The sequence below is a fragment of the Jannaschia sp. Os4 genome (assembly GCF_016820245.1).
Lineage (GTDB): Bacteria > Pseudomonadota > Alphaproteobacteria > Rhodobacterales > Rhodobacteraceae > Jannaschia.
On the sequence record NZ_JAFCAR010000001.1, the window covers coordinates 400,476 to 422,031 of the forward strand.

The following is a 21,556-nucleotide window of genomic DNA, read 5'->3' on the forward strand; positions in this document are numbered from 1 at the left end:
CCCTCATGCCATCACCGCGCGCATGGACGACCTCCTCGCGCCCCTCCTTTCCGGCGACCGCCGGGCGCTCTCGCGGGCGATCACGCTGGTCGAATCGACCCGCCCCGACCACCGGGCGCGGGCCGTGGACCTGCTGCAGGCCGCGCAGTCCGAGGGGCGGGAGGCGGCGCGCATCGCGCTGTCGGGGACGCCGGGCGTGGGCAAGTCCACCTTCGTCGAGGCGTTCGGGGGGATGCTCACGGGGCTCGGCCTCAAGGTGGCGGTCCTCGCCGTCGATCCGTCCAGCGCCCGCACCGGCGGGTCGATCCTCGGCGACAAGACCCGCATGGACCGGCTGTCGCGCGACCCTGACGCCTACGTCCGCCCCTCCCCCTCGGCCGCGCATCTGGGCGGCGTGGCGCGGCGGACCCGCGAGGCCGCCAGCCTGTGCGAGGCGGCGGGCTTCGACGTCGTGCTGATCGAGACGGTCGGCGTCGGCCAGAGCGAGACGGCGGCGGCGCGCATGTCGGACCTCTTCGTGCTGCTCATCGCGCCCGCGGGCGGGGACGAGCTGCAGGGCGTCAAGCGCGGCATCATGGAGACCGCCGACCTGATCCTCGTGAACAAGGCCGACGGCGAACTGGCCAAGACCGCGACGCGCACCGTCTCGGACTACGCCTCCGCGCTGCGGCTCCTGCGCCGCCGCCCGCAGGACGCGCCGGGCTTCCCCAAGGTGCTGCCGGTCAGCGCGGTGGAGGGGACGGGGCTCGACGCGGCGTGGGCGGCGATGACGGAGCTTTCGGACTGGCGCCGGGCCGAGGGGCACTGGGCCACGGCGCGGGCGGCGCAGGCCGCGCACTGGTTCGAGGAGGAGGTGCGGGCGGGGCTGCTCGCCGTGCTCCGGGAGGGGGACGCGAGGGCGCAGATGGCGGCGATGTCCGAGGCGGTCGCCGCCGGCCGGAGCGCGCCGGGCGCGGCGGCGGCCGAGATGCTGGCGTGGCTGCGGGGGACGGCCGGGTCGGCTTCCTCCTGAGCGACGCGCCCGCGCGGCGGTCGCGTGTCCGGCTACCGCCGCGCCAGCACCATCAGGTTGTTCGCCGGCATCTCGACCCGCTCGGGCCGCAGGCCGAGCGCAGCGAGCACGCTCTCGACCACCTCCGCCTCCTTGTAGCCGATGGCCGGATCCTGTGACCGCAGGCTCGCGTCGAAGGCCGCGTCGCCTTCCGTCATCGGCGCGTCCGCGCGCCGGAACGGCCCGTAGACGGCGAAGAGGCCGCCCCTCGCGAGGCCCCGCGCCGCCTCGTCGAGGAGCACCGCCATCTCCGCGTCCGAGATCAGGTGCAGCAGGTTCACCACGACCACCGCGTCCCAAGGTCCCCGCGCGCCCCAGCCCGCGACCGACACGTCGAGGTCGCGGGCCGCCGCGACGTTGGGGAGCGCGGCGCAGCGGCGGTCGATCGTCATCCGGCGCAGCGGGTCCGGCTCGGTCGGCTCGAAGGTCAGGCCGGGGTGCCGCGCGGCCAGCGTCGCGACGTGCTGGCCCGTGCCCGACGCCAGTTCCAGCACCCGTCCGGCGGTCGGCAGCCGCGGGTCCAGCACCGCGAGGATCGGCTCCGCGTTCCGTTCCGCCGATGGCGCGTGCAGCAGCCCGTCCCGCGCCTCGGCCCCGTCGGGGAGGTCCAGCCTGCGGGTCACCGGAGCCGCTCCGGGGAAAGGGCCGCGACGGTGGCGGGGTCCAGCTCCGGCGCCCGCCCCGCCACCCGGTCCGCGAGGAGGCGGGCGGCGGCGGGGGCCGTCTGGAAGCCGTAGCCGCCCTGCCCCGCGCACCAGACGAAGGACGGCTCGTCCGGGTCCGGCCCGAGGACCAGCGCCCGGTCCGGCGCGAAGGTCCGCAGCCCCGCCCACGTCGCGAGCGGCCGGGTCGCGGGCACGGTGACGGCCCCTTCCCAGCGGTGCAGCGCCTCGGCGATGACCATGTCGTCGGCCCATGCGTCATGGGCCTCCGCCGGCTCCTCCTCGGCAGGCGAGACGATCAGCGCGCCCGCGTCGGGCTTCATGTACCACGACTCCCCGGCCCCGAGGACCATGGGCCACCCGCGCACGTCATGGCCCGCCGGCGCCGCGATCCGCGCCATCGACCGGCGCAGCGGCGTCAGGCCCATGGGCGCCACGCCGGCCATCCCCGCCACCGCGTCGGCCCACGGCCCGGCGGCGTCCACGAGCACCGGCGCCGCGGCGACGCGGTCGCCCGCGTGGACCCGCCACCCGGCGGCCGTGCGCGCGATCCGGTCCACCCGCCGTCCGGTCTCCACCGCCCCGCCCGCGTCGCGTATGGCGCGGGCCGCGCCCGTCACCATGGCGTCCGTGTCGAGGTCCCACGCGTCGTCGTGCCAGCCCGCCCCGATCACCGCGTCCGACAGGATCGGGACGCGGTCCCTGGCCTCGGCGGCGCAGAGGGGGGCGAGGCGCATCTCCCCGACGTCGCGCGCGAGCGCGTCCTCCTCGCCCGCCATCCCGACGAGCAGGAGGCCGCGCGCCGACAGGTGCTCCGCCGCCGCGTGGGCGGCGCGGCTGGCGCGGTTCAGGGCGACGGTCGGGGGAAGGCCGTAGCTCTCCTCGAACAGCGCGGCGGAGCGCCCGGAAGCATGGTGGCGGAGGTCGGCCTCCGCCTCCCACAGCAGCACCCGTCCGAGCGACGCGAGGGCGGCCCCGGCGGAGGTGCCGGCGATGCCGCCCCCGATCACGATGAAGTCCGCGTGGATCATGGTGACGCGACCGTCCCCCCGCACGGGCCGTTCGGCAAGCGCTTCCGGCGGGACAGGACGTTCGGCGGCGGGAAACGGTGCGCTCAGGCCTCCTCCAGCCTGTCGGTGGCCGGGGGCGGGGCGGGGGCGAGCGCGTCGAGCCGGGCCTTCAGCGCCCCGTCGAGGACGAGGTCCGCCGCCGCGAGGGAAGGACGCAGCTGCCCGACGGAGCGCGCGCTGACGATCGGCGCGGTCACGGAGGGGTGCGCCGCGACCCATGCGACGGCCAGCGTGGCCGGGTCGTGGCCCGCCTCGCGCGCGAGCGCCGCGAGGTCGGCGGCCGCGGCGTGCATCCAGCCGGGCGCATAGCGCTTCGCGTACATCTCGTTGTCCACGATCCTCCCCCCGCCCGTCCCGCCCGCGTACTTGCCCGTCAGCAGGCCGCCGCCCAGCGGGGAGTAGGGCGCGACGGCGATCCCTTGGTCGGCGGCCATGGGCAGGATCTAGACCTCGGCTTGGCGCTTGACGAGGTTGTACATCGGCTGGATCGCGTCGATCCGGGTGTCGAAGGCCGCGGCGACGGCTTGGGCCTTCATCACCTGCCATGCGGCGTAGTTGCTGACCCCGATGGCGCGGATCGCGCCCGCCCGCCGGAGCTCGGCCAAGGTCTCGAACGATTCCTCCAGCGGCGTCGCGTCGTCCCAGCGGTGGAGGTAGAGGAGGTCGATCACGTCCGTCCCGAGCCGCGCGCGGGAGTCGTCGAGGCTCCGCAGGATGTTGGCCCGGCCCGCCCCGCCGTCGTAGCTGGCCTTCGTCGCGATCAGCACCGCCTCGCGCTCCGGCGAGGCGAAGCCGCCGAGGAGCCGCTCGGACGTCCCGCCGGTGTAGGCGTGGGCGGTGTCGAACCAGTTGATCCCCGCCGCGCGGCAGGCGTCGTAGAGGGCGCGGGAGGCCGCCTCGTCGGCGGTGCCGCCGAACTGCATCGCCCCGAAGCAGAGGCCGGAGACGGGCGTCCCGTCGAGGGTCGTGAGCTGCGTCATGGGTCGAGCATGGACGCCGGGGCGCGCGCTGGGAAGCGGGGACCGGCCGTCGCATGGATGTCATGGAACCTTGCCCGCACCCGCTGGGGTTGTGCCGACGTCCCGTTCCTTCCGGAGGTCCCGTCATGTCCCGCCCGCCGCGCTCGGACGATCCCGCCCACCTCGCCACGGGGGCCGCCCTTCTCGCGATCTCCGCGCTGGCCGTCCCGGCCCTTCCCGGTCCCCTCGTCGCGCTCGGGCTCGTGCTGGCGACGTTGCGGCTGCTGTGGCTGGAGGAGAACGTGTTCGACGCGCTGGTCGAGGCCGCGCGCCGACGCGGCGCGCCGCGTCCCCACGTCCGGGCGACCGCGATGCGCGCGGAGGCGCAGGCATGGTCCGTCGCGCTCGCGGGGACCATGGTCGCGCTGCTGGGGCTGGGCCTCGGCGGGGCGGCGGGCCTTCTCGCGGGCGGGGCCGCGTTCGGCATCGGCCTGTGGCGCGTCGAGCGGCTGGCTGCGACCTTGGACGTGCTTGCCCGCGGCGAGGCGCTCGAGAGCGCGGCGCTCGGACGGCCGGTGGCGGCGGCCCTCTCCTCCCGGCCACGCGACCGGCGCTAGGCCCGGAACGAGAAAGGGCGCCCGCAGGGGCGCCCTTCCGCAGGTCGTCTCGACCGGCTCAGTTCGGGATCTCGGCGTCGATGCCCTCGACGTAGAAGTCGAGCCCCGCGAGCGCGCCGTCCTCGGCGACCTCGCCCTCGGCCAGCCACGGCGTCCCGTCGGCCTTGTTGATGGGGCCGGTGAACGGGTGGTACGCGCCCGACGTGATGTCGGCGATCATCTGCTCGGCCTCGGCCTTCACCTCGGCGGGGACCTCGGAGGTGATCTCGCCGATCACGACCTCGCCTTCGGGCATCCCGCCCCAGTGGGCCTGCTGCTCCCACGTGCCGTTCAGCACCGCGCCCACGCGCTCGATGTAGTATGGCGCCCAGTCGTCGATGATCGACGCGATGCGGGGGTTGGGGGCGAACTCGGACATGTCGGAGGCCTGCCCGAAGGTGAACACGCGGCCCCCGTTGGCGTTGGCCTCGGCGGCGGCGGCCTGCGGCGCGGTCGAGTCGGTGTGCTGCATGATGACGTCGACGCCTTGGTCGATCATCGCGCGGGCCGCGTCGGCCTCCTTCGCGGGGTCGAACCACGTGTAGACCCACGTCACGACCATCTCGACGTCGGGGTTCACCTTGGACGCATGGAGGTAGGCCGAGTTGATGCCTTGGATGACCTCGGGGATCGGGAAGGACGCGATGTAGCCGATCTTGTTGGTCTCGGTCATGTGGCCGGCGATGTGGCCGATCACGGCCCGGCCCTCGTAGAAGCGCGCGTCGTAGGTCGAGACGTTAGGATGCTCGCGCTTGAAGCCGGTGGCGTGCTCGAACTTCACGTCCGGGAACTTGGCGGCGACCGCGTTGGTCGGGTCCATGTAGCCGAAGGACGTCGTGAAGATCAGGTCCGCGCCTTGGAGCGCCATCTGGGTGATGACCCGCTCGGCGTCGGCCCCTTCGGGGACGTTCTCCTGGTAGATCGTCTCGACGCGGTCGCCGAACTCCTCCTCCACCGCGAGGCGGCCTTGGTCGTGCTGGTAGGTCCAGCCGCCGTCGCCGATCGGGCCGACGTAGACGAAGCCGACCTTCAGCGGCTCGTGCCCGTCGGCGAAGGCGCCGGTGGCGGTGGCGGCCAGCGCGGCGACGGTGGCGAGCAGGGTTCTGCGGATCATGGAGGTCTCCCCTAAGTGGCGGCCGCGAGGGCGGGCCGCTTTGGCAGTGGCAGTGACGGCTATCTCGCCGCGTGGAAGGGCTTGCCGAGGTCGGCGGGGGCGTCGCCCCGGACGCCGCCGGCCTTGGCGCGCGCGGAGATGACCACGAGGACGAGGATGGTGGCAAGGTAGGGCGACGCGCTCAGCAGCTCGACCGGGATGCGGGCGCCCGCCGCCTGCAGGTTCAGCTGCAGCACGGCGATGCCGCCGAAGAGATAGGCGCCGATCAGAGCGCGGCCCGGGCGCCACGAGGCGAAGACCACGATGGCCAGCGCGATCCATCCCGCGCCGGCCGTCATGCCCTCGGTCCACGCGGGCACCCGGACGAGCGACAGGTAGGCCCCGCCCAGCCCCGCCATCGCGCCGCCGAAGGCGATAGCGGCCATGCGGACCCCGCGGACGTCGTAGCCGAGCGCGTGCGCCGCCTCGGCCGATTCGCCCACGGCGCGCAGCACGAGGCCCGCGCGGCTGCGGTTCAGGACCCACCACGTCGCCGCCACGAGGGCGAGCGAGACGTAGACCAGCGGGTCGTGGCGGAAGAGCATGGGCCCCAGCACCGGAAGGTCCGAGAGCGGGCCGAGGTCCAGCCGCGCGAGCCCCGGCGCCTTGATCCCCACCCAGCCCTGCCCGAGCAGCGCCGAGAGGCCGAGCCCGAAGAGCGTGAGGGCGAGGCCCGTCGCCACTTGGTTCGACAGCAGGTGCTGGGTCAGGATGCCGAACAGCGTGGCCATCGCCGCGCCCGCGCCCATCGCGGCGAGGAAGCCGACCCACGAGTTGTCCGACGCGACGGCGGCCATGAAGCCGGTGACGGCCCCCATGATCATCATCCCCTCGACCCCGAGGTTGAGGACGCCCGCGCGCTCGACGACGAGTTCGCCCAAGGCGGCGAGCAGGATGGGCGTCGAGGCAACCATGAGGGCCGCGACGAGCAAAGCCGGGTCGATGGAGCCGATCATTCCTTGGCCTCTGGGCGCGCGTGGTCAGACACTGACGGTCCCTCCGGAGGCGATGGCCGCGGCGACGGCCCCGCCCGTCCAGCCGAGGAGGGCGGCGCGCAGCCAGAGGGGGCATCCCGACCGCCACGCGGCGACGAGGAGGCCGAGCGGCAGGAGGACGAAGGGCAGAATGCCCCAGTGCGGAACGTAGAGGATGCGGGCGGACTCGAAGTAGAGCGCGGCGGTGCCCACGAAGCCGCCCAGCCCCGCCGCGAGCACGAGGAGCGGCAGGCCGATGGCGGCCGCCACGAGGAGGGAGGGATCGCGCGAGCCCGTCACGCGAGGTGCCCCGCGAGGACGCAATGGGCACAGGCGAGGGCGAAGCCCGCCGCCCCGCCAAGCGCCATTTGTCCTAGTAACGCCGGGGACGGACGGTGGCGCGTGGCGAAGGCCCGCGCGGCGGGCCAGACGAGGGCGAGGGACAGCGCGGCCGCCACGACCGCCACGTGGGCGAGGGCGAAGCCGAGGCCGGCGCCCGCCCCCATCGCGTGCCACATGAGGGGCATCGCGCCCCCCATCAGGGCGCCTATCGGCAGGGCCATGCGGGCGTGGGTCATTCGGCGCCTCCGAAGGAATGGTCTCCAACCGTCTTTGGCAGCGCCGCCTTCGCCGCAGGTGGAGATGTCCGCGTCACCCGGAAGTTCGCCAGCACGTCCACCGCGAGCAGGAAGAACAGGAGCATCCCTTGGAACGCCGAGATGGCCGCGATGGGCAGGCCGAGGTTCGTCGCCGCCGCGTCCCCGCCCACGTAGGTCAGCCCCATCAGCAGCCCTGCGAGCAGGATGCCGATGGGCGACAGCCGCCCGAGGAAGGCCACGATGATGGCGGTGAACCCGTAGCCCGACGCGAAGTCGATGTTGACCTGCCCCGCCGGCCCCGTGACCTCGAACAGCCCGGCCAAGCCCGCCAGCGCGCCCGAGATGCAGAAGCACACCGCCACGAGGCGTCCGGGGTTCACGCCCGCGAAGCGCGCCGCGCGGGGCGCCTCCCCCGCGAGCCGCAGGTGGAACCCGAGCAGGTGGCGGTGGAGCAGGACGTGGGCGGCGACCACGGCCAGCAGCGCGGTCAGCACGCCCCAATGCGCGCCGGTCCCCGCGATCAGTTCGGGGTTCGCGCTCGCCTCCCATCGCCCGAGGTTGCGCGAGCCGGGGAAGCCCACCGCCTCCGGGTTGCGCAGCCACGAGACGGAGGCCGAGGCGAGGACGTTCTCCGCCACGTAGACCAGCATCAGCGAGACGAGGATCTCGTTGGTGCCGAAGCGGACCTTCAACAGCGCGGGGATCATCGCCCAGAGCAGGCCGCCCAAGGCGCCCGCGACGACCATGAGGGGGAAGATCAGCCACGAGCCGGAGGGGTAGAAGGCGAGCCCCGCCGCCGCGCCGAGGATGGCGCCCATGATGTACTGGCCCTCGGCCCCGATGTTCCACACGCCCGCCCGGAACCCCAAGGCGAGGCCCACGGCGATCAAGATCAGCGGCCCGGCCTTCACGAGGATCTGGCCGCGGTAGTAGAAGGCGAACTCGCCGAGCAGGGGATCCCAGAAGATCGCCTTCAGCGCCGCCAAGGGATCGATCCCGAGGGCCGCGAACATCAGCCCCCCCGCCACCATGGTCAGCGCGACGGCCACCACGGGCGCGGCATAGGACCACGCGCGCGACGGCTGGGGGCGGCGTTCGAGGCGGATCATGCAGCCTGCATCCCGTGCGCCCCGCCGAGCATCAGGCCGATCCGCTCCAGCGTGAGGTCGGCGGCCGGCACCGGCGCCGACAGGCGGCCCTCGTTCAGCGCGGCGAAGCGGTCGGCGATCTCCATGACCTCGTCGAGGTCCTGGGAGACGACGATCACCCCCGCCCCCCCGGCGGCGAGGTCGAGCAGGGCTTGCCGGATCGCCGCGGCGGCGGCGGCGTCGACGCCCCACGTGGGCTGGTCCACCACGAGGACGCGGGGGCGCTGCAGCACCTCGCGCCCGATGACGAACTTCTGCAGGTTGCCGCCGGAAAGGGAGCGGGCCGCCGCCCCCGGGCCGGGGGTGCGGACGTCGAAGGCGGAGATGACGCGCTCGGCGAAGGCACGGGCGGCGCCCCAGCGGACGAAGCCCCGCGCGGCGAGGTCCTCGCGCACGGTCCCCGTCAACGCGGCGTTCTCCGTGAGCGACATGGCGGGGGCGGCGGCGTGGCCCAGCCGCTCCTCGGGCGCGGCGAGCAGGCCCGCGCGGCGGCGCTCGGTCGGGCCGAGGCGGGAGACGTCCGCGCCCTCGAGGGTGATCGTGCCCGGCGCGCTCCGCCGCTCGCCCGACAGCGCGCCCAGCAGTTCGTCCTGCCCGTTGCCCGCGACGCCGCCGATCCCCAGCACCTCGCCCGCGCGAAGCTCCAGCGCGACGTCGCGCAGCGGCGTGCCGAACTTGGACGCCGGGGGCAGCGACAGGCCCTCGACGCGCAGGAGGACGTCGCCGGTGGCGTGGGCGGCGGCCTTGGGCGGCCGGAGCGCCTGCCCCACCATCGTCTCGGCGAGACGCGCGGCGGAGGTCGCGCGCGGATCGGCCTCGGCCACGACCTTGCCGCCCCGCAGGATCGTGGCCGCCTCGCAGAGCTGCCGGATCTCCTCGAGCTTGTGGGAGATGTAGAGGATCGACGTCCCTTCCGCCGAGAGCTTGCGGAGCGTCGAGAAGAGCCGGTCCACCTCCTGCGGGGTCAGCACGCTCGTCGGCTCGTCCATGATGAGGAGCTTGGGCTCCTGGAGCAGGCAGCGCACGATCTCGACGCGCTGGCGCTCGCCCGCCGAAAGGTCGCCGACGCGGCGGGCCGGATCGAGCGGCAGGCCGTAGGCTTCCGACACCTGCCGGATGCGGCCGGCGAGGTCGCGCAGCGCGGGCGGGTCCTCCATCCCGAGGCTGACGTTCTCTGCCACCGAGAGCGCGTCGAACAGGGAGAAGTGCTGGAACACCATCGCCACGCCCGCGCGGCGCGCGGCCTGCGGGTCGGCGGGGGCGTGGGGGGCGCCGTCGAAGGTCATGGTCCCGGCATCCGGCTTCACGAGGCCGAAGATCGCCTTGACCAGCGTGGACTTTCCCGCGCCGTTCTCGCCGAGCAGCGCGTGGATCGCGCCGCGGCGGATGCGGAGCGAGACGGAATCGTTGGCCGTCACGCCGGGATAGCGCTTCGTCAGCCCGTCGATCGTCAGGATGTCCGTCACGAGTCCCCCTTCGTGCCGGGCCTCAGTAGCGCGGCCGCGACGCCCACGGCAATCGCCTGCGGGTGCTTCCCCAAGGTCGGGTCGCCTATCGGGCAGGCGATGCGGCCCAGGTCGGCGTGGCCGAGCGCCCTCAGCCGCTTCTCGAAGCGCGCCCACTTCGTCGCCGAGCCGATCAGGCCGCAGGAGCGGAAGCCGTGGGAGAGAGCTGCGTGGCAGAGCGCGAGGTCGAGGTCGTGGGAGTGTGTGAGGATCAGGTGGTCCGCGTCGGACGGGGCGCGGGGCATCAGTCGGGCCGGTTCGGCGGCCGCGAGCGTGTCCACGCCGTCGGGCGCCGGGTCGGGGAAGCGGTCGGGGTCGAAGTCGATCCACGTGATCGGGCGATCCGCGAGGGGGGACATCGTCGCGACCACCGCCCGGCCCACATGGCCCGCGCCCCAGACCCAGAGCGGCGGCCCGGCGCGCGTGGGCTCGGGGCGGCCCGCCTCGAAGGCCAGCGTAACCGCGCCCCCGCAGCACTGCCCCAGCGCCGGGCCGAGGGGGTAGGTGCGCCGGTCGCGCGTCTCCCCGCGGGCCATCATCGCGCGGGCATGCGCCGCCGCCTCCCATTCGAGGCGCCCGCCCCCGATGGTGCCGGTCTGGCCCTCCTCCGTCACGGTCATCGACGCGCCACCCTCGCGGGGGACGGACCCGCGCGTGGAGGCGACGGTGACGGTGATCATCGCCGCGCGGCGCGCAGCAGGCGCTCCGGCGTGGCAGGGGCGTCGAGCATGGGATAGCGGTCGCCACGCAGCGCGTCGGACAGGGCCATGAAGGCGCTGATCCCGTGCATGAAGGGCGGCTCGCCCACGGCCTTCGACCGGTAGATCGTCCCGGCCCGATTGGGCGCGTCCCAGAGGTGGACGCGCAGGTCCGGCACGTCGGAGGCGCAGGGGATCTTGTAGGTGCTGGGCGCGTGGGTCCGCAGGCGCCCGGCGTCGTCCCAGACCAGCTCCTCCATGGTCAGCCAGCCCATGCCCTGCACGAAGCCACCCTCGATTTGGCCCACGTCCAGCGCGGGGTTCAGCGAACTGCCCGCGTCGTGGAGGATGTCGGTCCGCAACACGCGGTTCTCGCCGGTCAGCGTGTCGACGACGACCTCGGAGCAGGATGCCCCGTAGGCGAAGTAGTAGAACGGGCGCCCCCGCCCGGCCTCGCGGTCCCAGCTGATCTCGGGCGTGGCGTAGAACCCTGTCGAGGAGAGCGAGACGCGCGCGGCGTAGGCCTTGGCGGCGACCTCCTCGAACCCGTACTCCGCGCCGCCGACCCGCACCCGGTCGCCCGCCCACTCGACCGAGGCCGCGTCGGCCTGGTGGTCGGCGGCCAGCACCTCGGCCATGCGGTCGCGGATCGTGTCGCAGGCCCGCGCCACCGCCATGCCGTTGAGGTCCGCGCCCGACGAGGCGGCGGTGGCCGAGGTGTTGGGCACCTTGAACGTGTCGGTCGCGGTGATCCGCACGCGCCCCGGGTCGCAGCCGAACCGGGAGGCCGCCACCTGCGCCACCTTGGAGTGGAGCCCCTGCCCCATCTCCGTCCCGCCGTGGTTCAGGTGGATCGAGCCGTCGGCATAGACGTGGACCAGCGCCCCCGCTTGGTTGAGGTGGGTGAGGGTGAAGGAGATGCCGAACTTCACCGGGGTCAGGGCGATGCCCTTCCTCAGCACGTCGTGGGCGGCGTTCCACGCGGCCACGGCGGCGCGGCGGGCGGCGTAGTCGCACCGGTCCGCCAGCCGGTCGGTCATCGCGCCGAGGCAGAAGTCGTCCACGGGCTGCCCGTAATGGGTCGTCGATGTTCCCGAAATACTCCGGGGGGTCCGGGGGGCTGGCCCCCCGGCCTCCTCCGCCGGCGCTTCGGCGTAGTAGTTGAGGCGTCTTACCTCCAACGGATCGCGCCCTACGGCGTGGGCGACATGGTCCATGACCCGCTCGATCCCCAGCATCCCTTGCGGCCCGCCGAAGCCGCGGAAGGCGGTGGCGGACTGCACGTTCGTCCGCAGGCGCCACGAGGCGATCTCCATCGCGGGGACGTCGTAGGCGTTGTCCGCGTGTAGCATGGCGCGGTCGGCCACGGGGAGCGACAGGTCCTGGCTCCAGCCGCAGAGCGCCCAGTGCCGGAACCGCACGCCCGTCAGGCGGCCCTCGCCGTCATGGCCCGCCTCGTAGGCCACGCGGAAGGCGTGGCGCTTGCCGGTCACCACCATGTCGTCGTCGCGGTCGTAGCGCATGCGGCAGGGGCGGCCCGTCCGCCGCGCCGCCACGGCGCAGGCGATGGCCAGCGCGTTGCCTTGGCTCTCCTTGCCGCCGAAGCCGCCGCCCATCCGGCGCACCTCGGCGCGGACGGCATGCATCGGCACGCCCAGCGCGTCGGCGACCTTGTGCTGGATCTCGGTCGGGTGCTGCGTCGAGGTGACGACGTGCATGTCGTCCTCCCCCGGCAGGGCCAGCGCGGCCTGTCCTTCGAGGTAGAAATGCTCCTGCCCGCCGATCTCGATCTCGCCCGTGGTGACGTGCGGCGCGTCCCGCAGAGCGGCCTCCACGTCGCCGTCCGACCAGATGCGGGGGCCGCCGTCGAACCACGCCTCGGCGGCGAGGGCGTCCTCGACGGTAAGGATCGGCGCCGTCTCCGTCACCTCCGCGCGGTGCAGGCGGGCGGCGCGGCGGGCGGCAAGGTGGCTGTCGGCGACCACGAGGTAGAGCGGCTGGCCGGCGTAGTGGATCGTCCCCGTGCAGAGCAGCGGCTCGTCGTGGTTGGACGGCGAGCAGTCGGGCATGGAGTCGAGGTCGGCGGCGGTGAGCACCGCGACGACGCCGGGGGCCGCACGCACCGCCTCGACGTCGAGCGCGTCGAGGGTGCCCGCCGCGACCTCCGCCAGCCCGAAGGCGAGGTGCAGGGTGCCCGCGGGCGCGGGCACGTCGTCGGCGTAGCGCGCCTGCCCTGTCACGTGCAGTTCGGCGGACTCGTGGGGGAGCGGCTTGGCCACGGTCATGGCGCGACCTCCAGCACCGAAGGCTCGTCCGAGGCGAGGCGCAGCAGCATCCCCCTCGCGGCGTCGAGCCGGTAGTCGGCGGAGGCGCGCATGTCGGAGAGCGGCGTGAAGTCGTCAGCCAGCTTGGCGACGGCGGCTTCGAGCGTGGTCCGGTCGAGGGGCCGACCGTCGAGCGCGGCCTCCACCGCCGCGGCGCGCTTCGGGATCGCCGCCATGCCGCCGAAGGCGACGCGGGGGGACGCCAGCACGCCGTCCGCCACGGGGAGGGTGGCGGCGAGGCAGACCGCGCTGATGTCCTGATCGAACCGCTTGGAGAGCTTGTGGCAGCGGAGCGTGTCGCGCTGACGAGGGATGTCGATCCGCGTCACGATCTCGCCCGGCTCGCGCGCCTGCACGCGGTAGTCGAGGTAGAGGTCCTCCAGCGGCATCTCACGCCGCCGATCGCCGAGGCGCAGGTGCACCGTCGCGCCCAGCGCGATCAGGGCCGGCATCGAGTCCCCGATGGGCGACCCCTCGGCCACGTTGCCGCCGATGGTCGCGGCGTTGCGGATCTGGACGGAGGCGAAGCGGCGCAGGAGTTCGGCGAAGGCCGGGTGGTGGGGGGCCATCGCGTGGCGCAGCGTCTCCATGTCCGTCAGCGCGCCGATCCGGATGGCGTCGTCGGTGACGGCCACCCCGCGCATGTCCTCCGCCCCGGCGGCGAAGCAGAGGGGTCCGAGGTCGCGGAACTGCTTGGTCACCCAGAGGCCGACCTCGGTGGCGCCCGCGACGATCGTGCCGTCCGGGTTGGCCTGCGCCCATGCGGCGAGGTCGTCCTCGCTGCCGGGCATCGCGGGGGGCTCCGCCCCCGTCGGCTGCGCCGCCTCCCCCGGGATATTTCGGCCAAGAAAGGGGGGCGTCTCCGAGAGGGGGGCGTCGCGCATGTGGTCGGGGACGGGGGCGTCCGCCACGTCCGCGCAGGCCGCGAGGATCGGGGCGTAGCCGGTGCAGCGGCACAGGTTGCCCGCGACCTGGTCGGCATGGTCGGTCGCGCCGTTGAGGTGGGCGGCGGCCATCGTGGTGACGAAGCCCGGCGTGCAGAAGCCGCACTGGCTGCCGTGGCGGTCGATCATGGCGCGCTGCACGGGGTGGAGCGTGCCGTCGGGCGCGGCGATCCCCTCGACCGTGCGCACCGCCTTGCCGTGGAGTTGGGGTAGGAAGAGGATGCAGGCGTTGAGCGCCCGGGCGGAGCAGTCGTCGGTAACGATCACCGAGCAGGCCCCGCAATCGCCCTCGTTGCAGCCCTCCTTGGTCCCGGTCAGGCCCCGCGCGCGCAGCCAGTCGAGCGCGGTCGTCGTGGGGTCGTCCACGGTCTCGGTGACGGTCTCGCCGTTGAGGCGGAACGTGATCTGCATGGGAGTCCGGGCCGCGATACCGGATGGCGCCGGAGGCCCCCCTCGATGCGGCGTAGAGGGGGCGGCGGTCGCGGCAGAGTAAAGCCAAGCGGGGCCGGGGTTTGCAAGGGGCGCGGCGTCGCGGGGCCACATCTTGGGGATAACCCGACATCGACATTCAACATGCGGTGCGGGCGGACTATCTGAGAGGCATGGCCCAGTTCGTCCACCTCCGCCTGCACACCGAGTACTCGCTGCTGGAGGGCGCGGTGCGCCTCAAGGCGCTGCCGGGCCTCGTGGCCAAGCAGCGCATGCCCGCCGTGGCGGTCACCGAGACGAACAACATGTTCTCCGCCCTCGAGGCCGCGCAGGGCCTCGCCAAGGCGGGCGTCCAGCCGATCATGGGCTGCCAGGTCAGCGTCATGCACGACCCCGCCCAGCCGGGCGAGAAGCCGCGCTCCCCCGCCGCCGTCGTCCTCTTGGCGCAGGACGAGCGGGGCTACGAGAACCTGATGGCGCTCAACACCTGCCTCTACATGGCGCGCCCCGAGATGGAGCCGCAGGTGACGCTGGACGAGCTGGGGCGCCACGCCGAGGGGCTGATCTGCCTGACCGGCGGCCCCGACGGGGTGCTCGGGCGGCTGGTCGCGGCGGGACAGGAGGCCAAGGCGCTCCGCATCTTCGACCAGTTGCAGGAGTTCTTCGGCGACCGCCTCTACGTCGAGCTGCAGCGCCGCGGCGCGCCCGAGCCGACCGAGCGCTTCCACGTCGAGCAGGCCTATGCCCGCGACCTGCCGCTCGTCGCCACCAACGACGTGATGTTCGCCGAGAAGGGGATGCACGAGGCGCACGACGCCTTCCTCTGCGTGGCCGAGGGGTCATACGTCGACCAGCAGGCGGAGCGGCGCCGCGTGTCGCCGGAGCAGTACCTCAAGTCGCCCGCCGAGATGGCCGCGCTCTTCGCGGACCTGCCGGAGGCCACGGCCAACACGCTGGAGGTCGCGCGCCGCTGCGCCTTCGCCGCCTATCCGCGCGACCCGATCCTCCCGAGGTTCGCCGACGACGAGGTGGCCGAGCTGCGCCGCCAATCGCACGAGGGGCTGGCCGCTCGCCTCAAGGTCATTCCCCACGCCGCGCCCGTGGCGGAGTACGAGGAGCGCCTCGACTACGAGTTGGGCGTGATCGAGCGGATGGGCTTCCCCGGCTACTTCCTGATCGTGGCCGACTTCATCAAGTGGGCCAAGGACCACGACATTCCCGTCGGCCCGGGGCGCGGGTCGGGCGCGGGCAGCCTCGTGGCCTATGCGCTGACGATCACGGACCTCGACCCGCTCCGCTACGGCCTCCTGTTCGAGCGGTTCCTGAACCCCGAGCGGATCTCGATGCCGGACTTCGACATCGACTTCTGCATGGACCGCCGCGAGGAGGTGATCCGCTACGTGCAGGAGAAGTACGGCGCCGACCGGGTGGGGCAGATCATCACCTTCGGCGCGCTGCTGTCCAAGGCCGCCGTGCGCGACGTGGGCCGCGTGCTGCAGATGCCGTACTTCCAGTGCGACCAGCTCTCCAAGATGATCCCCGTGGAGGGGGTGAAGCCCGTCTCGATCACCAAGGCGCTGGCAGACGAGCCGCGCCTGCGCGAGGCCTGCGCCGAGTCCGAGCAGGACCGACGCGAGGGGCGGACCAACCCCGTGAAGCGGCTGATGGACTACGCCGAGAAGCTGGAAGGGCTCCTGCGGAACGCCTCGACCCACGCGGCCGGCGTGGTGATTGGGGACCGGCCCTTGGACAAGCTCGTGCCGCTCTACAAGGACCCGCGGTCGGACATGCCCGCGACCCAGTTCAACATGAAGTGGGTCGAGAAGGCGGGGCTGGTGAAGTTCGACTTCCTCGGCCTCAAGACGCTGACGCAGGTGCAGAACGCGGTCGACATGATCCGCGCGCAGGGCCGCGACCTGCACGTCGCGGCCGACGGGCGCACCCTCTACGAGCCGACGCCCGAGACGGTGAACGACATCAACGCGATCCCCTTGGACGACGAGGCGTCCTACGCGCTCTACTCCAGCGCCAACACCGTCGCGGTGTTCCAAGTGGAATCGACGGGCATGATGGACGCGCTGCGGCGCATGAAACCCACCTGCATCGAGGACATCGTGGCGCTGGTCGCGCTCTACCGGCCCGGTCCGATGGAGAACATCCCGAAGTATTGCGAGGTGAAGAACGGGCTGTCCAAGCGCGACACGCTCCACCCGCTGATCGACGACATCCTCGACGAGACCCAAGGCATCATCGTCTATCAGGAGCAGGTGATGGAGATCGCCCGGAAGATGGCCGGGTACACCTTGGGCGGCGCCGACATGCTGCGCCGCGCGATGGGCAAGAAGATCCAAGCGGAGATGGACGCGCAGCGGCCCCTCTTCCTGGAGGGCGCGGCCAAGAACGGGGTCGACAAGCAGAAGGCGATGGAGGTGTGGAACCTCCTCGACAAGTTCGCGAACTACGGCTTCAACAAGTCCCACGCCGCCGCCTACGGGGTGGTCAGCTACCAGACCGCGTGGCTCAAGGCGAACCATCCCGTCGAGTTCATGGCCGGGATCATGAACTCCGACATCCACCTGACCGACAAGCTGGCCGTCTACGCCGAGGAGGTGCGCAAGCCCGCCGAGCGCGGGGGCCTCGGGATCGAGATCGTGCCGCCCTGCGTGAACCGTTCGGAGGCGTGCTTCACGGTGGACGCGGGCAAGCTGGTCTACGGGCTCGGCGCGCTCAAGAACGTGGGCGCGGAGGCGATGAAGCTGGTGGAGGAGGGGCGCGGCGACAAGCCGTTCGCCACCCTGTTCGACTTCGCCCGTCGGGTTGACCTCAAGCGCATCGGCAAGCGGCCCCTCGAGGTGCTGGCCAAGGCGGGCGCCTTCGACGAGCTCGACCGCAACCGCGCGCGGGTGCTGGCGTCCATCGACCCCTTGGTCGGCTACTCGGCGGCCATCCACGAGCAGCGGGGGTCGTCGCAGGTGAGCCTGTTCGGCGAGGCGGGCGAGGACCTGCCCGAGCCGCGCCTGCCCGAGCGCGACGACTGGCTGCCCGCCGAGCGGCTGGCCGAGGAGTTCGCGGCCATCGGCTTCTACCTCTCGGGCCACCCGCTCGACGACGACATGCCCGCGCTGAAGCGTTCCGGGATCCAGACGCTCGCGGACGTGCAGCAGGCGATGGAGTCCAAGGGCGGCGCGGTGGTGAAGATGGCGGGCGTCGTCGAGTACCGGCAGGAGCGCAAGTCGGCGCGCGGCAACCGCTTCGCCTTCGTGAAGTGCCTCGACCCCACCGGCGCGTGGGAGTGCATGGTCTTCGCCGACGTGCTCGAGAAGCACCGCGACGCCCTGGAGCCGGGCGCCAAGGTCGTGCTCCAGATCGAGGCGACCTCCGAGGCGGGGCAGCTCAAGCTGCTCGCCCGCGGGGTGACGCCCATGGACGATGTGATCGACCGGGCGGCGCCCGCGGGCCTGCGCGTGTTCCTGTCGGACCGGGAGACGCTGCCCGCGCTGTCGGGCCTCCTCGATCGGCTCCGCGCCGAGCCCGCCCGCGTGCGCGGCCCGCTGCGCCTGTGCCTGATGGACGACGACCTGCCCGGCGAGGTGGAGCTCGAGCTGCCCGACCCCTACCCCGTGGGCCCTGCGGTCAAGGGCGCGTTGCGGAGCCTCAAGGGCGTGGCGGAGGTGCAGGAGGTCTAGCGAATCCCGTGACGGGAGCGCGTCGCAGGGCCGTGGCGCGGCGATGCGACCTCATTGCAAGGCACTTTATCCATCACCCCCGCACGACGATCGAACAGCGCGCGAACGGAGACGGATCGCCGTGCCGTGGGGACGGCCCGGCGATGCGCGGCTCGTTGGCGCTCGCGTTCCGCGCGGGCGCGCCGCTCGTAGGGTGGGCGACAGCCCACGCCGCACGCCACGTGGGCTGTCGCCCACCCTACGCCGGCATCAGTGCCCAGTAATCCAGATCGAGCAGCACCCCCGGCAAGTACCGCCCGTCCTCGCCGCGCAACTCCCCCGCCGCCGTCGATCCGTCCGTCGCCACGAGCCGCAGCCGCACCGCGGCCACGTCCTCGCGCAGCTCCGTCATCTCTAGTACCTCGGACCACGCCCGCACCGTCGTGCCCGCGAAGCAGGGGTTCGCGTGGCTGCCCGCGTTGATCCCCGCCACGAGGCAGGCGTTCTCCAGCCCGTCGAAGCTGAGCGTGCGGGCGAGGCTGATGACGTGCCCGCCGTAGACCAGCCGCCGCCCGTCCTCCCGCACCGTCGCGTCGAAATGCACCTTGGCCGTGTTCTGCCATAGGCGGGTGGCCATCATGTGCTCGGCCTCCTCGACGGTGACGCCGTCGGGATGCTCGATCACCTCGCCCGCCGCATGGTCCCGCGCCCGCTTGAACGACCCCGCCAGCCGGGGGTCGTAGCCGCGCAGGTCCAGCCCTTCGGGGATCACGAGGTCCTGCGCCGACACCGCGTCGGCCAGTTCGGGCACCACCGTCTCGGGCGCGGGGGCGTCGGCGTCCCGCTTGCGGACCATCACCCAGCGCACGAAGGACAGCACCGGCTCGTCCATCTGGTTCAGGCCCGTCGTCCGGACCCAGACGATGCCCGTGCGCCCGTTCGAGTTCTCCTTCAGGCCGATGACCTCGGACACCGCCCGCAGCGTCTCGCCCGGCCAGACGGGCCGCAGGAACCGGCATTCCGCATAGCCGAGGTTCGCCACCGCGTTGAGCGACACGTCCGGCACGGAGCGCCCGAACACCGTGTGGAACACGATCATCTCGTCCAGCGGCGCCCCGTCCTCCCAGCCGCAATCGCGGGCGAAGGCGTCCGACGAGGTCAGTGCCATCCGCGCCGGGTAGAAGGCGTGGTAGAGCGCCCGCTCCCCTTCGGTGAGCGTCCGGGGCGTCGCGTGGACCAGCGCCTCGCCGACGCGGTAGTCCTCGAAGAAGCGGCTCACTGCTGGCCCAGCTTCATGTCCGGCGCGTAGGGGGCGTCGACCTCCTTGGTCACGGCCTGGGCGCAGCGCATGACGCCCGCCGCGTGGTCCCACGCATAGGCGGGCGAGCCGTGGAGCGCCCAGCCCTTCGACAGCGCCTCGGAGACCTTATGACAGAAGGCGGACGTGTCCTCGCCCGTGAGCAGTCGGTAGATCATGGCGTCATCCGAAGGGGTTGTAACCGGCCCATGCGTGGATCCCCGCGACCACGACATAGACCACGAGCGTCGCGACCACGGCGACGACCTCCTTCTTCACCGGCGCGCGGGGCGGCGGGACGAAGGGGCCCTCCTGCCGGTTGATGATCGCCATCTCGGCCAGCGCCCATGCCAGCAGCCCGCCGAACAGCACGAAGGACGGCGTGTCCCCGTTCACCAGCAGGTGCGCGACGGCCCAGAGGCTGAACCCGATCAGTTGCGGGTGGCGGGTCTTGGTGCCCCACCAGACCTTCGCCCCCTTCGCGCCCGAGGCGGCGTAGGAGTAGAAGGCCAGCAGCATCAGCAGGTTGTTGAGGCCGGTGTTCCAGCCCTCGCGGCCCCAGAACACCGCGCCCTCGGCCCAGCGGTAGCCGAACACCATCATGACGACCGAGGCCACGAGCAGCAGCGCGGTGAGCCCTTTGCCCGGCTCGCCCAGCTTGGCGCGGGCCTCGGGGGCCAGCCGCTTGAAGAGATGCGCGGCGGTCCACAGGACGACCCCGCCGATCAGTAGCGTCCAGCCCATTCATCCCTCCCGCGCGGCGATCGCGGCCGACTTGGCCAAGATCGCGCGGGCGGTGTCAACGTGCAGGTTCTCGACGATGCGCCCTGCGAGCACGGCGACGCCCTTCCCCTCGGCCTGCGCCGCCTCGAACGCCTCGATCTGGCGCGTGGCGAGATCGACCTCGGCCTCCGACGGGCCGAAGACCGCGTTGGCGACGGCGACCTGCGCCGGGTGGATCAGGGACTTGCCGTCGAACCCCCATGCCCGGCCCTGCACCGCCTCGGCGCGGAGGCCGTCCTCGTCGCGGAAGGCGTTGTAGACGCCGTCTACGATGGGGACGCCCGCCATCCGCGCGCCGAGCACGGAGGCCTGCAGGGCGTGCAGCAGCGGCAGGCGGGACGGGTCGTCGCCGGTGCCGAGCTCCTTCGCCAAGTCGTTGGTCCCCATCACCAATCCGCCGCAGGAGGCGGCGATGGCGGCGACGTCGTCGACGCCCGCGGGGGTCTCGATCATCGCCCAGAACGCGCCGTCGCCGGGGACGTCCTCGGCGGCGTCCACCTTGGGCAGGAGGACGGGGCGGTCGGGCGTGCCGCAGCCGGCGGCCCGCGCGGCGGCCATGTCGTCGGCATGCCACGGCGTGTCGGCGGCGTTGACGCGGAGGAGGACGAGGCGGTCGCCCCAATTCCCTGACAGCGCGGACGAAATCGCGTCGCGGGCCGTGCTCTTCGCGTCGGGCGCGACGGCGTCCTCGAGGTCGAGGATGACCGCGTCGACGGGGAGGGTGCGGACCTTCTCCAAAGCGCGCGGCTTGTCGGCGGGGACGTAGAGGACGGAGCGGAGGGGACGGTCGACCATGGGGACGGGCTAGGCGAGCGCGACAGGATCGGCAAGGCGGAACCGCCTCCGGCGACACAAACGGACCCCCGCGCGCGCCGCAGCGCGGCAAATCAACCCTTCCTCAACCATTTCTGCGGCGCGGCATGACCGGAGGCCGCAGTTCCGCCGCAAGCGTCAACGGTCCGTTAACCGCTCTGGCGTCCTCTGCTCCCGTCGCCGCCCCGGACCGGGCGGTCCCATCACCGAGACGCCCGCGGGCCGTCTCGGGCGGCGTGGGCGGAGGAGATCGCCATGACACGCATCCGCGTCCTGAACGCCACCTTCGCGGCCCTCGTCGCCGCCGTGGCCACGCTGACCGCCCTGCCCGCCCCGGCGGCCCCGGACGCCTGCGGGCCGCGCGCGGCGGTCGTGGCGCGGCTCGCGGAGCGATTCGGGGAGACGCGCCGCGCCCTCGGGCTGGCGCGGGCCGGGATCATGGAGATCTTCGCCTCGGACGAGACCGGGACGTGGACCGTGGCCCTGACGATGCCGGACGGGCGCACCTGCCTGATCGCGTCGGGGCGGCACTGGGAGGAGCGGATGGACGACCTCGCGCATCTCGCGGACTCGGAGGCCTGACGCATTCGACCCGAATGCGCGGGAGATTCCCGTTCCCCGAACGTTCCGCCCAAGGCATGGTCCGCCATGCATCGCCCGGAGCCCCCATGCCCCTCGCCCGCATCCTCCTGCTGATCTGGCTCGCCGCCCTGCCCGCATGGGGATCGGCGGCGCCCGCCCCGGGCGCCGCGGGGCCCGTCGGCCCGGCGGCGGAGGCGCGGCGAGGGATGCCGCACGGGGGCGCCCGCTTGCGCGCCCCACCCCC

At 73.1% G+C, this 21,556-nt stretch carries 19 protein-coding genes and 1 pseudogene; 4 read left to right on the forward strand and 16 right to left on the reverse strand.

What is annotated here, in order from left to right; genetic code table 11:
* Positions 1–22: 22 nt before the first annotated feature.
* Positions 23–1,012, forward strand: a complete 990-nt coding sequence (meaB, locus tag JQC91_RS02100; protein ID WP_203285114.1) for a methylmalonyl Co-A mutase-associated GTPase MeaB — start codon at positions 23–25, stop codon at positions 1,010–1,012.
* Positions 1,013–1,044: 32 nt separating this feature from the next.
* On the opposite strand, the gene JQC91_RS02105 is transcribed toward meaB, so the two are convergent.
* From JQC91_RS02105 to JQC91_RS02115, 3 genes and pseudogenes are all read right to left on the reverse strand, one after another.
* A complete protein-coding gene (locus tag JQC91_RS02105) occupies positions 1,045–1,674 on the reverse strand; it encodes a DUF938 domain-containing protein (protein WP_343069886.1) in 630 nt (209 codons plus the stop codon).
* Positions 1,671–2,744, reverse strand: a complete 1,074-nt coding sequence (locus tag JQC91_RS02110; protein ID WP_203285115.1) for an FAD-dependent oxidoreductase — start codon at positions 2,742–2,744, stop codon at positions 1,671–1,673. Before JQC91_RS02110 ends, JQC91_RS02105 begins: the two co-directional genes overlap by 4 nt.
* An 83-nt stretch (positions 2,745–2,827) precedes the next feature.
* Positions 2,828–3,763: pseudogene (locus JQC91_RS02115) on the reverse strand (aldo/keto reductase).
* A gap of 125 nt (positions 3,764–3,888) precedes the next feature.
* On the opposite strand from JQC91_RS02115, the gene JQC91_RS02120 reads away from it, so the two are divergent.
* Positions 3,889–4,359 (forward strand): hypothetical protein, encoded by a 471-nt coding sequence (locus JQC91_RS02120; protein WP_203285116.1) that lies wholly within the window; start codon positions 3,889–3,891, stop codon positions 4,357–4,359.
* Positions 4,360–4,417: 58 nt separating this feature from the next.
* Here the strand turns inward: JQC91_RS02120 and JQC91_RS02125 are convergent, their stop codons facing one another.
* From JQC91_RS02125 to xdhA, 9 genes are read right to left on the reverse strand one after another with little or no spacing between them, the layout of a single operon-like run.
* Positions 4,418–5,512, reverse strand: coding sequence for a BMP family ABC transporter substrate-binding protein (locus JQC91_RS02125; RefSeq protein WP_203285117.1), 1,095 nt, complete (start codon positions 5,510–5,512; stop codon positions 4,418–4,420).
* A 59-nt stretch (positions 5,513–5,571) separates the two neighbouring features.
* Positions 5,572–6,507 carry an ABC transporter permease gene (locus tag JQC91_RS02130; RefSeq protein WP_203285118.1) on the reverse strand — a complete coding sequence of 312 codons (936 nt, stop codon included), beginning with the start codon at positions 6,505–6,507 and terminating at the stop codon, positions 5,572–5,574.
* A 24-nt stretch (positions 6,508–6,531) separates the two neighbouring features.
* Positions 6,532–6,825, reverse strand: coding sequence for a hypothetical protein (locus JQC91_RS02135; protein WP_203285119.1), 294 nt, complete (start codon positions 6,823–6,825; stop codon positions 6,532–6,534).
* The gene (locus JQC91_RS02140) at positions 6,822–7,103 is read right to left on the reverse strand and encodes a hypothetical protein (RefSeq protein WP_203285120.1); all 282 of its coding nucleotides are present in this window, start codon (positions 7,101–7,103) and stop codon (positions 6,822–6,824) included. Before JQC91_RS02140 ends, JQC91_RS02135 begins: the two co-directional genes overlap by 4 nt.
* Positions 7,100–8,233, reverse strand: a complete 1,134-nt coding sequence (locus tag JQC91_RS02145; RefSeq protein WP_203285121.1) for an ABC transporter permease — start codon at positions 8,231–8,233, stop codon at positions 7,100–7,102. The genes JQC91_RS02140 and JQC91_RS02145 overlap by 4 nt, the downstream gene beginning before the upstream one ends.
* Entirely contained in the window at positions 8,230–9,738 is a 1,509-nt protein-coding gene (locus JQC91_RS02150; RefSeq protein ID WP_203285122.1) for an ABC transporter ATP-binding protein, read from the reverse strand. Before JQC91_RS02150 ends, JQC91_RS02145 begins: the two co-directional genes overlap by 4 nt.
* Entirely contained in the window at positions 9,735–10,457 is a 723-nt protein-coding gene (xdhC, locus tag JQC91_RS02155; RefSeq protein ID WP_203285123.1) for a xanthine dehydrogenase accessory protein XdhC, read from the reverse strand. The genes JQC91_RS02150 and xdhC overlap by 4 nt, the downstream gene beginning before the upstream one ends.
* Positions 10,454–12,760 carry a xanthine dehydrogenase molybdopterin binding subunit gene (gene xdhB, locus JQC91_RS02160; protein ID WP_203285124.1) on the reverse strand — a complete coding sequence of 769 codons (2,307 nt, stop codon included), beginning with the start codon at positions 12,758–12,760 and terminating at the stop codon, positions 10,454–10,456. Before xdhB ends, xdhC begins: the two co-directional genes overlap by 4 nt.
* Positions 12,757–14,154: a xanthine dehydrogenase small subunit gene (gene xdhA / locus JQC91_RS02165; protein ID WP_203285125.1), complete on the reverse strand. Its 1,398-nt coding sequence runs from the start codon at positions 14,152–14,154 to the stop codon at positions 12,757–12,759. The genes xdhB and xdhA overlap by 4 nt, the downstream gene beginning before the upstream one ends.
* A gap of 191 nt (positions 14,155–14,345) precedes the next feature.
* Here xdhA and dnaE point away from each other — a divergent pair, with 191 nt between their 5' ends.
* Positions 14,346–17,858, forward strand: a complete 3,513-nt coding sequence (gene dnaE / locus JQC91_RS02170; RefSeq protein ID WP_203285126.1) for a DNA polymerase III subunit alpha — start codon at positions 14,346–14,348, stop codon at positions 17,856–17,858.
* A gap of 238 nt (positions 17,859–18,096) precedes the next feature.
* Here the strand turns inward: dnaE and JQC91_RS02175 are convergent, their stop codons facing one another.
* Genes JQC91_RS02175 through JQC91_RS02190 form a run of 4 tightly spaced genes read right to left on the reverse strand, consistent with a single transcriptional unit; the run spans position 18,097 to position 20,712 of the window.
* Positions 18,097–19,116: a MaoC family dehydratase gene (locus tag JQC91_RS02175; RefSeq protein WP_203285127.1), complete on the reverse strand. Its 1,020-nt coding sequence runs from the start codon at positions 19,114–19,116 to the stop codon at positions 18,097–18,099.
* Positions 19,113–19,313, reverse strand: a complete 201-nt coding sequence (locus tag JQC91_RS02180) for a DUF1737 domain-containing protein (protein ID WP_203285128.1) — start codon at positions 19,311–19,313, stop codon at positions 19,113–19,115. The genes JQC91_RS02175 and JQC91_RS02180 overlap by 4 nt, the downstream gene beginning before the upstream one ends.
* 4 nt (positions 19,314–19,317) lie before the next feature.
* A complete protein-coding gene (locus JQC91_RS02185; protein WP_203285129.1) occupies positions 19,318–19,878 on the reverse strand; it encodes an NnrU family protein in 561 nt (186 codons plus the stop codon).
* Positions 19,879–20,712 carry a CoA ester lyase gene (locus JQC91_RS02190; protein WP_203285130.1) on the reverse strand — a complete coding sequence of 278 codons (834 nt, stop codon included), beginning with the start codon at positions 20,710–20,712 and terminating at the stop codon, positions 19,879–19,881.
* 273 nt (positions 20,713–20,985) lie between these two features.
* Here JQC91_RS02190 and JQC91_RS02195 point away from each other — a divergent pair, with 273 nt between their 5' ends.
* The gene (locus tag JQC91_RS02195) at positions 20,986–21,312 is read left to right on the forward strand and encodes a hypothetical protein (protein WP_203285131.1); all 327 of its coding nucleotides are present in this window, start codon (positions 20,986–20,988) and stop codon (positions 21,310–21,312) included.
* Positions 21,313–21,556: the final 244 nt, after the last annotated feature.

Excerpts from the sequence above, each read along its gene's own strand:
- meaB (WP_203285114.1), top strand. The coding sequence starts at position 23 with ATGGACGACCTCCTCGCGCCCCTCCTTTCCGGCGACCGCCGGGCGCTC.
- JQC91_RS02110 (WP_203285115.1), bottom strand. The coding sequence starts at position 2,744 with ATGATCCACGCGGACTTCATCGTGATCGGGGGCGGCATCGCCGGCACC.
- JQC91_RS02120 (WP_203285116.1), top strand. The coding sequence starts at position 3,889 with ATGTCCCGCCCGCCGCGCTCGGACGATCCCGCCCACCTCGCCACGGGG.
- JQC91_RS02125 (WP_203285117.1), bottom strand. The coding sequence starts at position 5,512 with ATGATCCGCAGAACCCTGCTCGCCACCGTCGCCGCGCTGGCCGCCACC.
- JQC91_RS02130 (WP_203285118.1), bottom strand. The coding sequence starts at position 6,507 with ATGATCGGCTCCATCGACCCGGCTTTGCTCGTCGCGGCCCTCATGGTT.
- JQC91_RS02140 (WP_203285120.1), bottom strand. The coding sequence starts at position 7,103 with ATGACCCACGCCCGCATGGCCCTGCCGATAGGCGCCCTGATGGGGGGC.
- JQC91_RS02145 (WP_203285121.1), bottom strand. The coding sequence starts at position 8,233 with ATGATCCGCCTCGAACGCCGCCCCCAGCCGTCGCGCGCGTGGTCCTAT.
- xdhC (WP_203285123.1), bottom strand. The coding sequence starts at position 10,457 with ATGATCACCGTCACCGTCGCCTCCACGCGCGGGTCCGTCCCCCGCGAG.
- xdhB (WP_203285124.1), bottom strand. The coding sequence starts at position 12,760 with ATGACCGTGGCCAAGCCGCTCCCCCACGAGTCCGCCGAACTGCACGTG.
- xdhA (WP_203285125.1), bottom strand. The coding sequence starts at position 14,154 with ATGCAGATCACGTTCCGCCTCAACGGCGAGACCGTCACCGAGACCGTG.
- dnaE (WP_203285126.1), top strand. The coding sequence starts at position 14,346 with ATGGCCCAGTTCGTCCACCTCCGCCTGCACACCGAGTACTCGCTGCTG.
- JQC91_RS02180 (WP_203285128.1), bottom strand. The coding sequence starts at position 19,313 with ATGATCTACCGACTGCTCACGGGCGAGGACACGTCCGCCTTCTGTCAT.
- JQC91_RS02185 (WP_203285129.1), bottom strand. The coding sequence starts at position 19,878 with ATGGGCTGGACGCTACTGATCGGCGGGGTCGTCCTGTGGACCGCCGCG.
- JQC91_RS02190 (WP_203285130.1), bottom strand. The coding sequence starts at position 20,712 with ATGGTCGACCGTCCCCTCCGCTCCGTCCTCTACGTCCCCGCCGACAAG.
- JQC91_RS02195 (WP_203285131.1), top strand. The coding sequence starts at position 20,986 with ATGACACGCATCCGCGTCCTGAACGCCACCTTCGCGGCCCTCGTCGCC.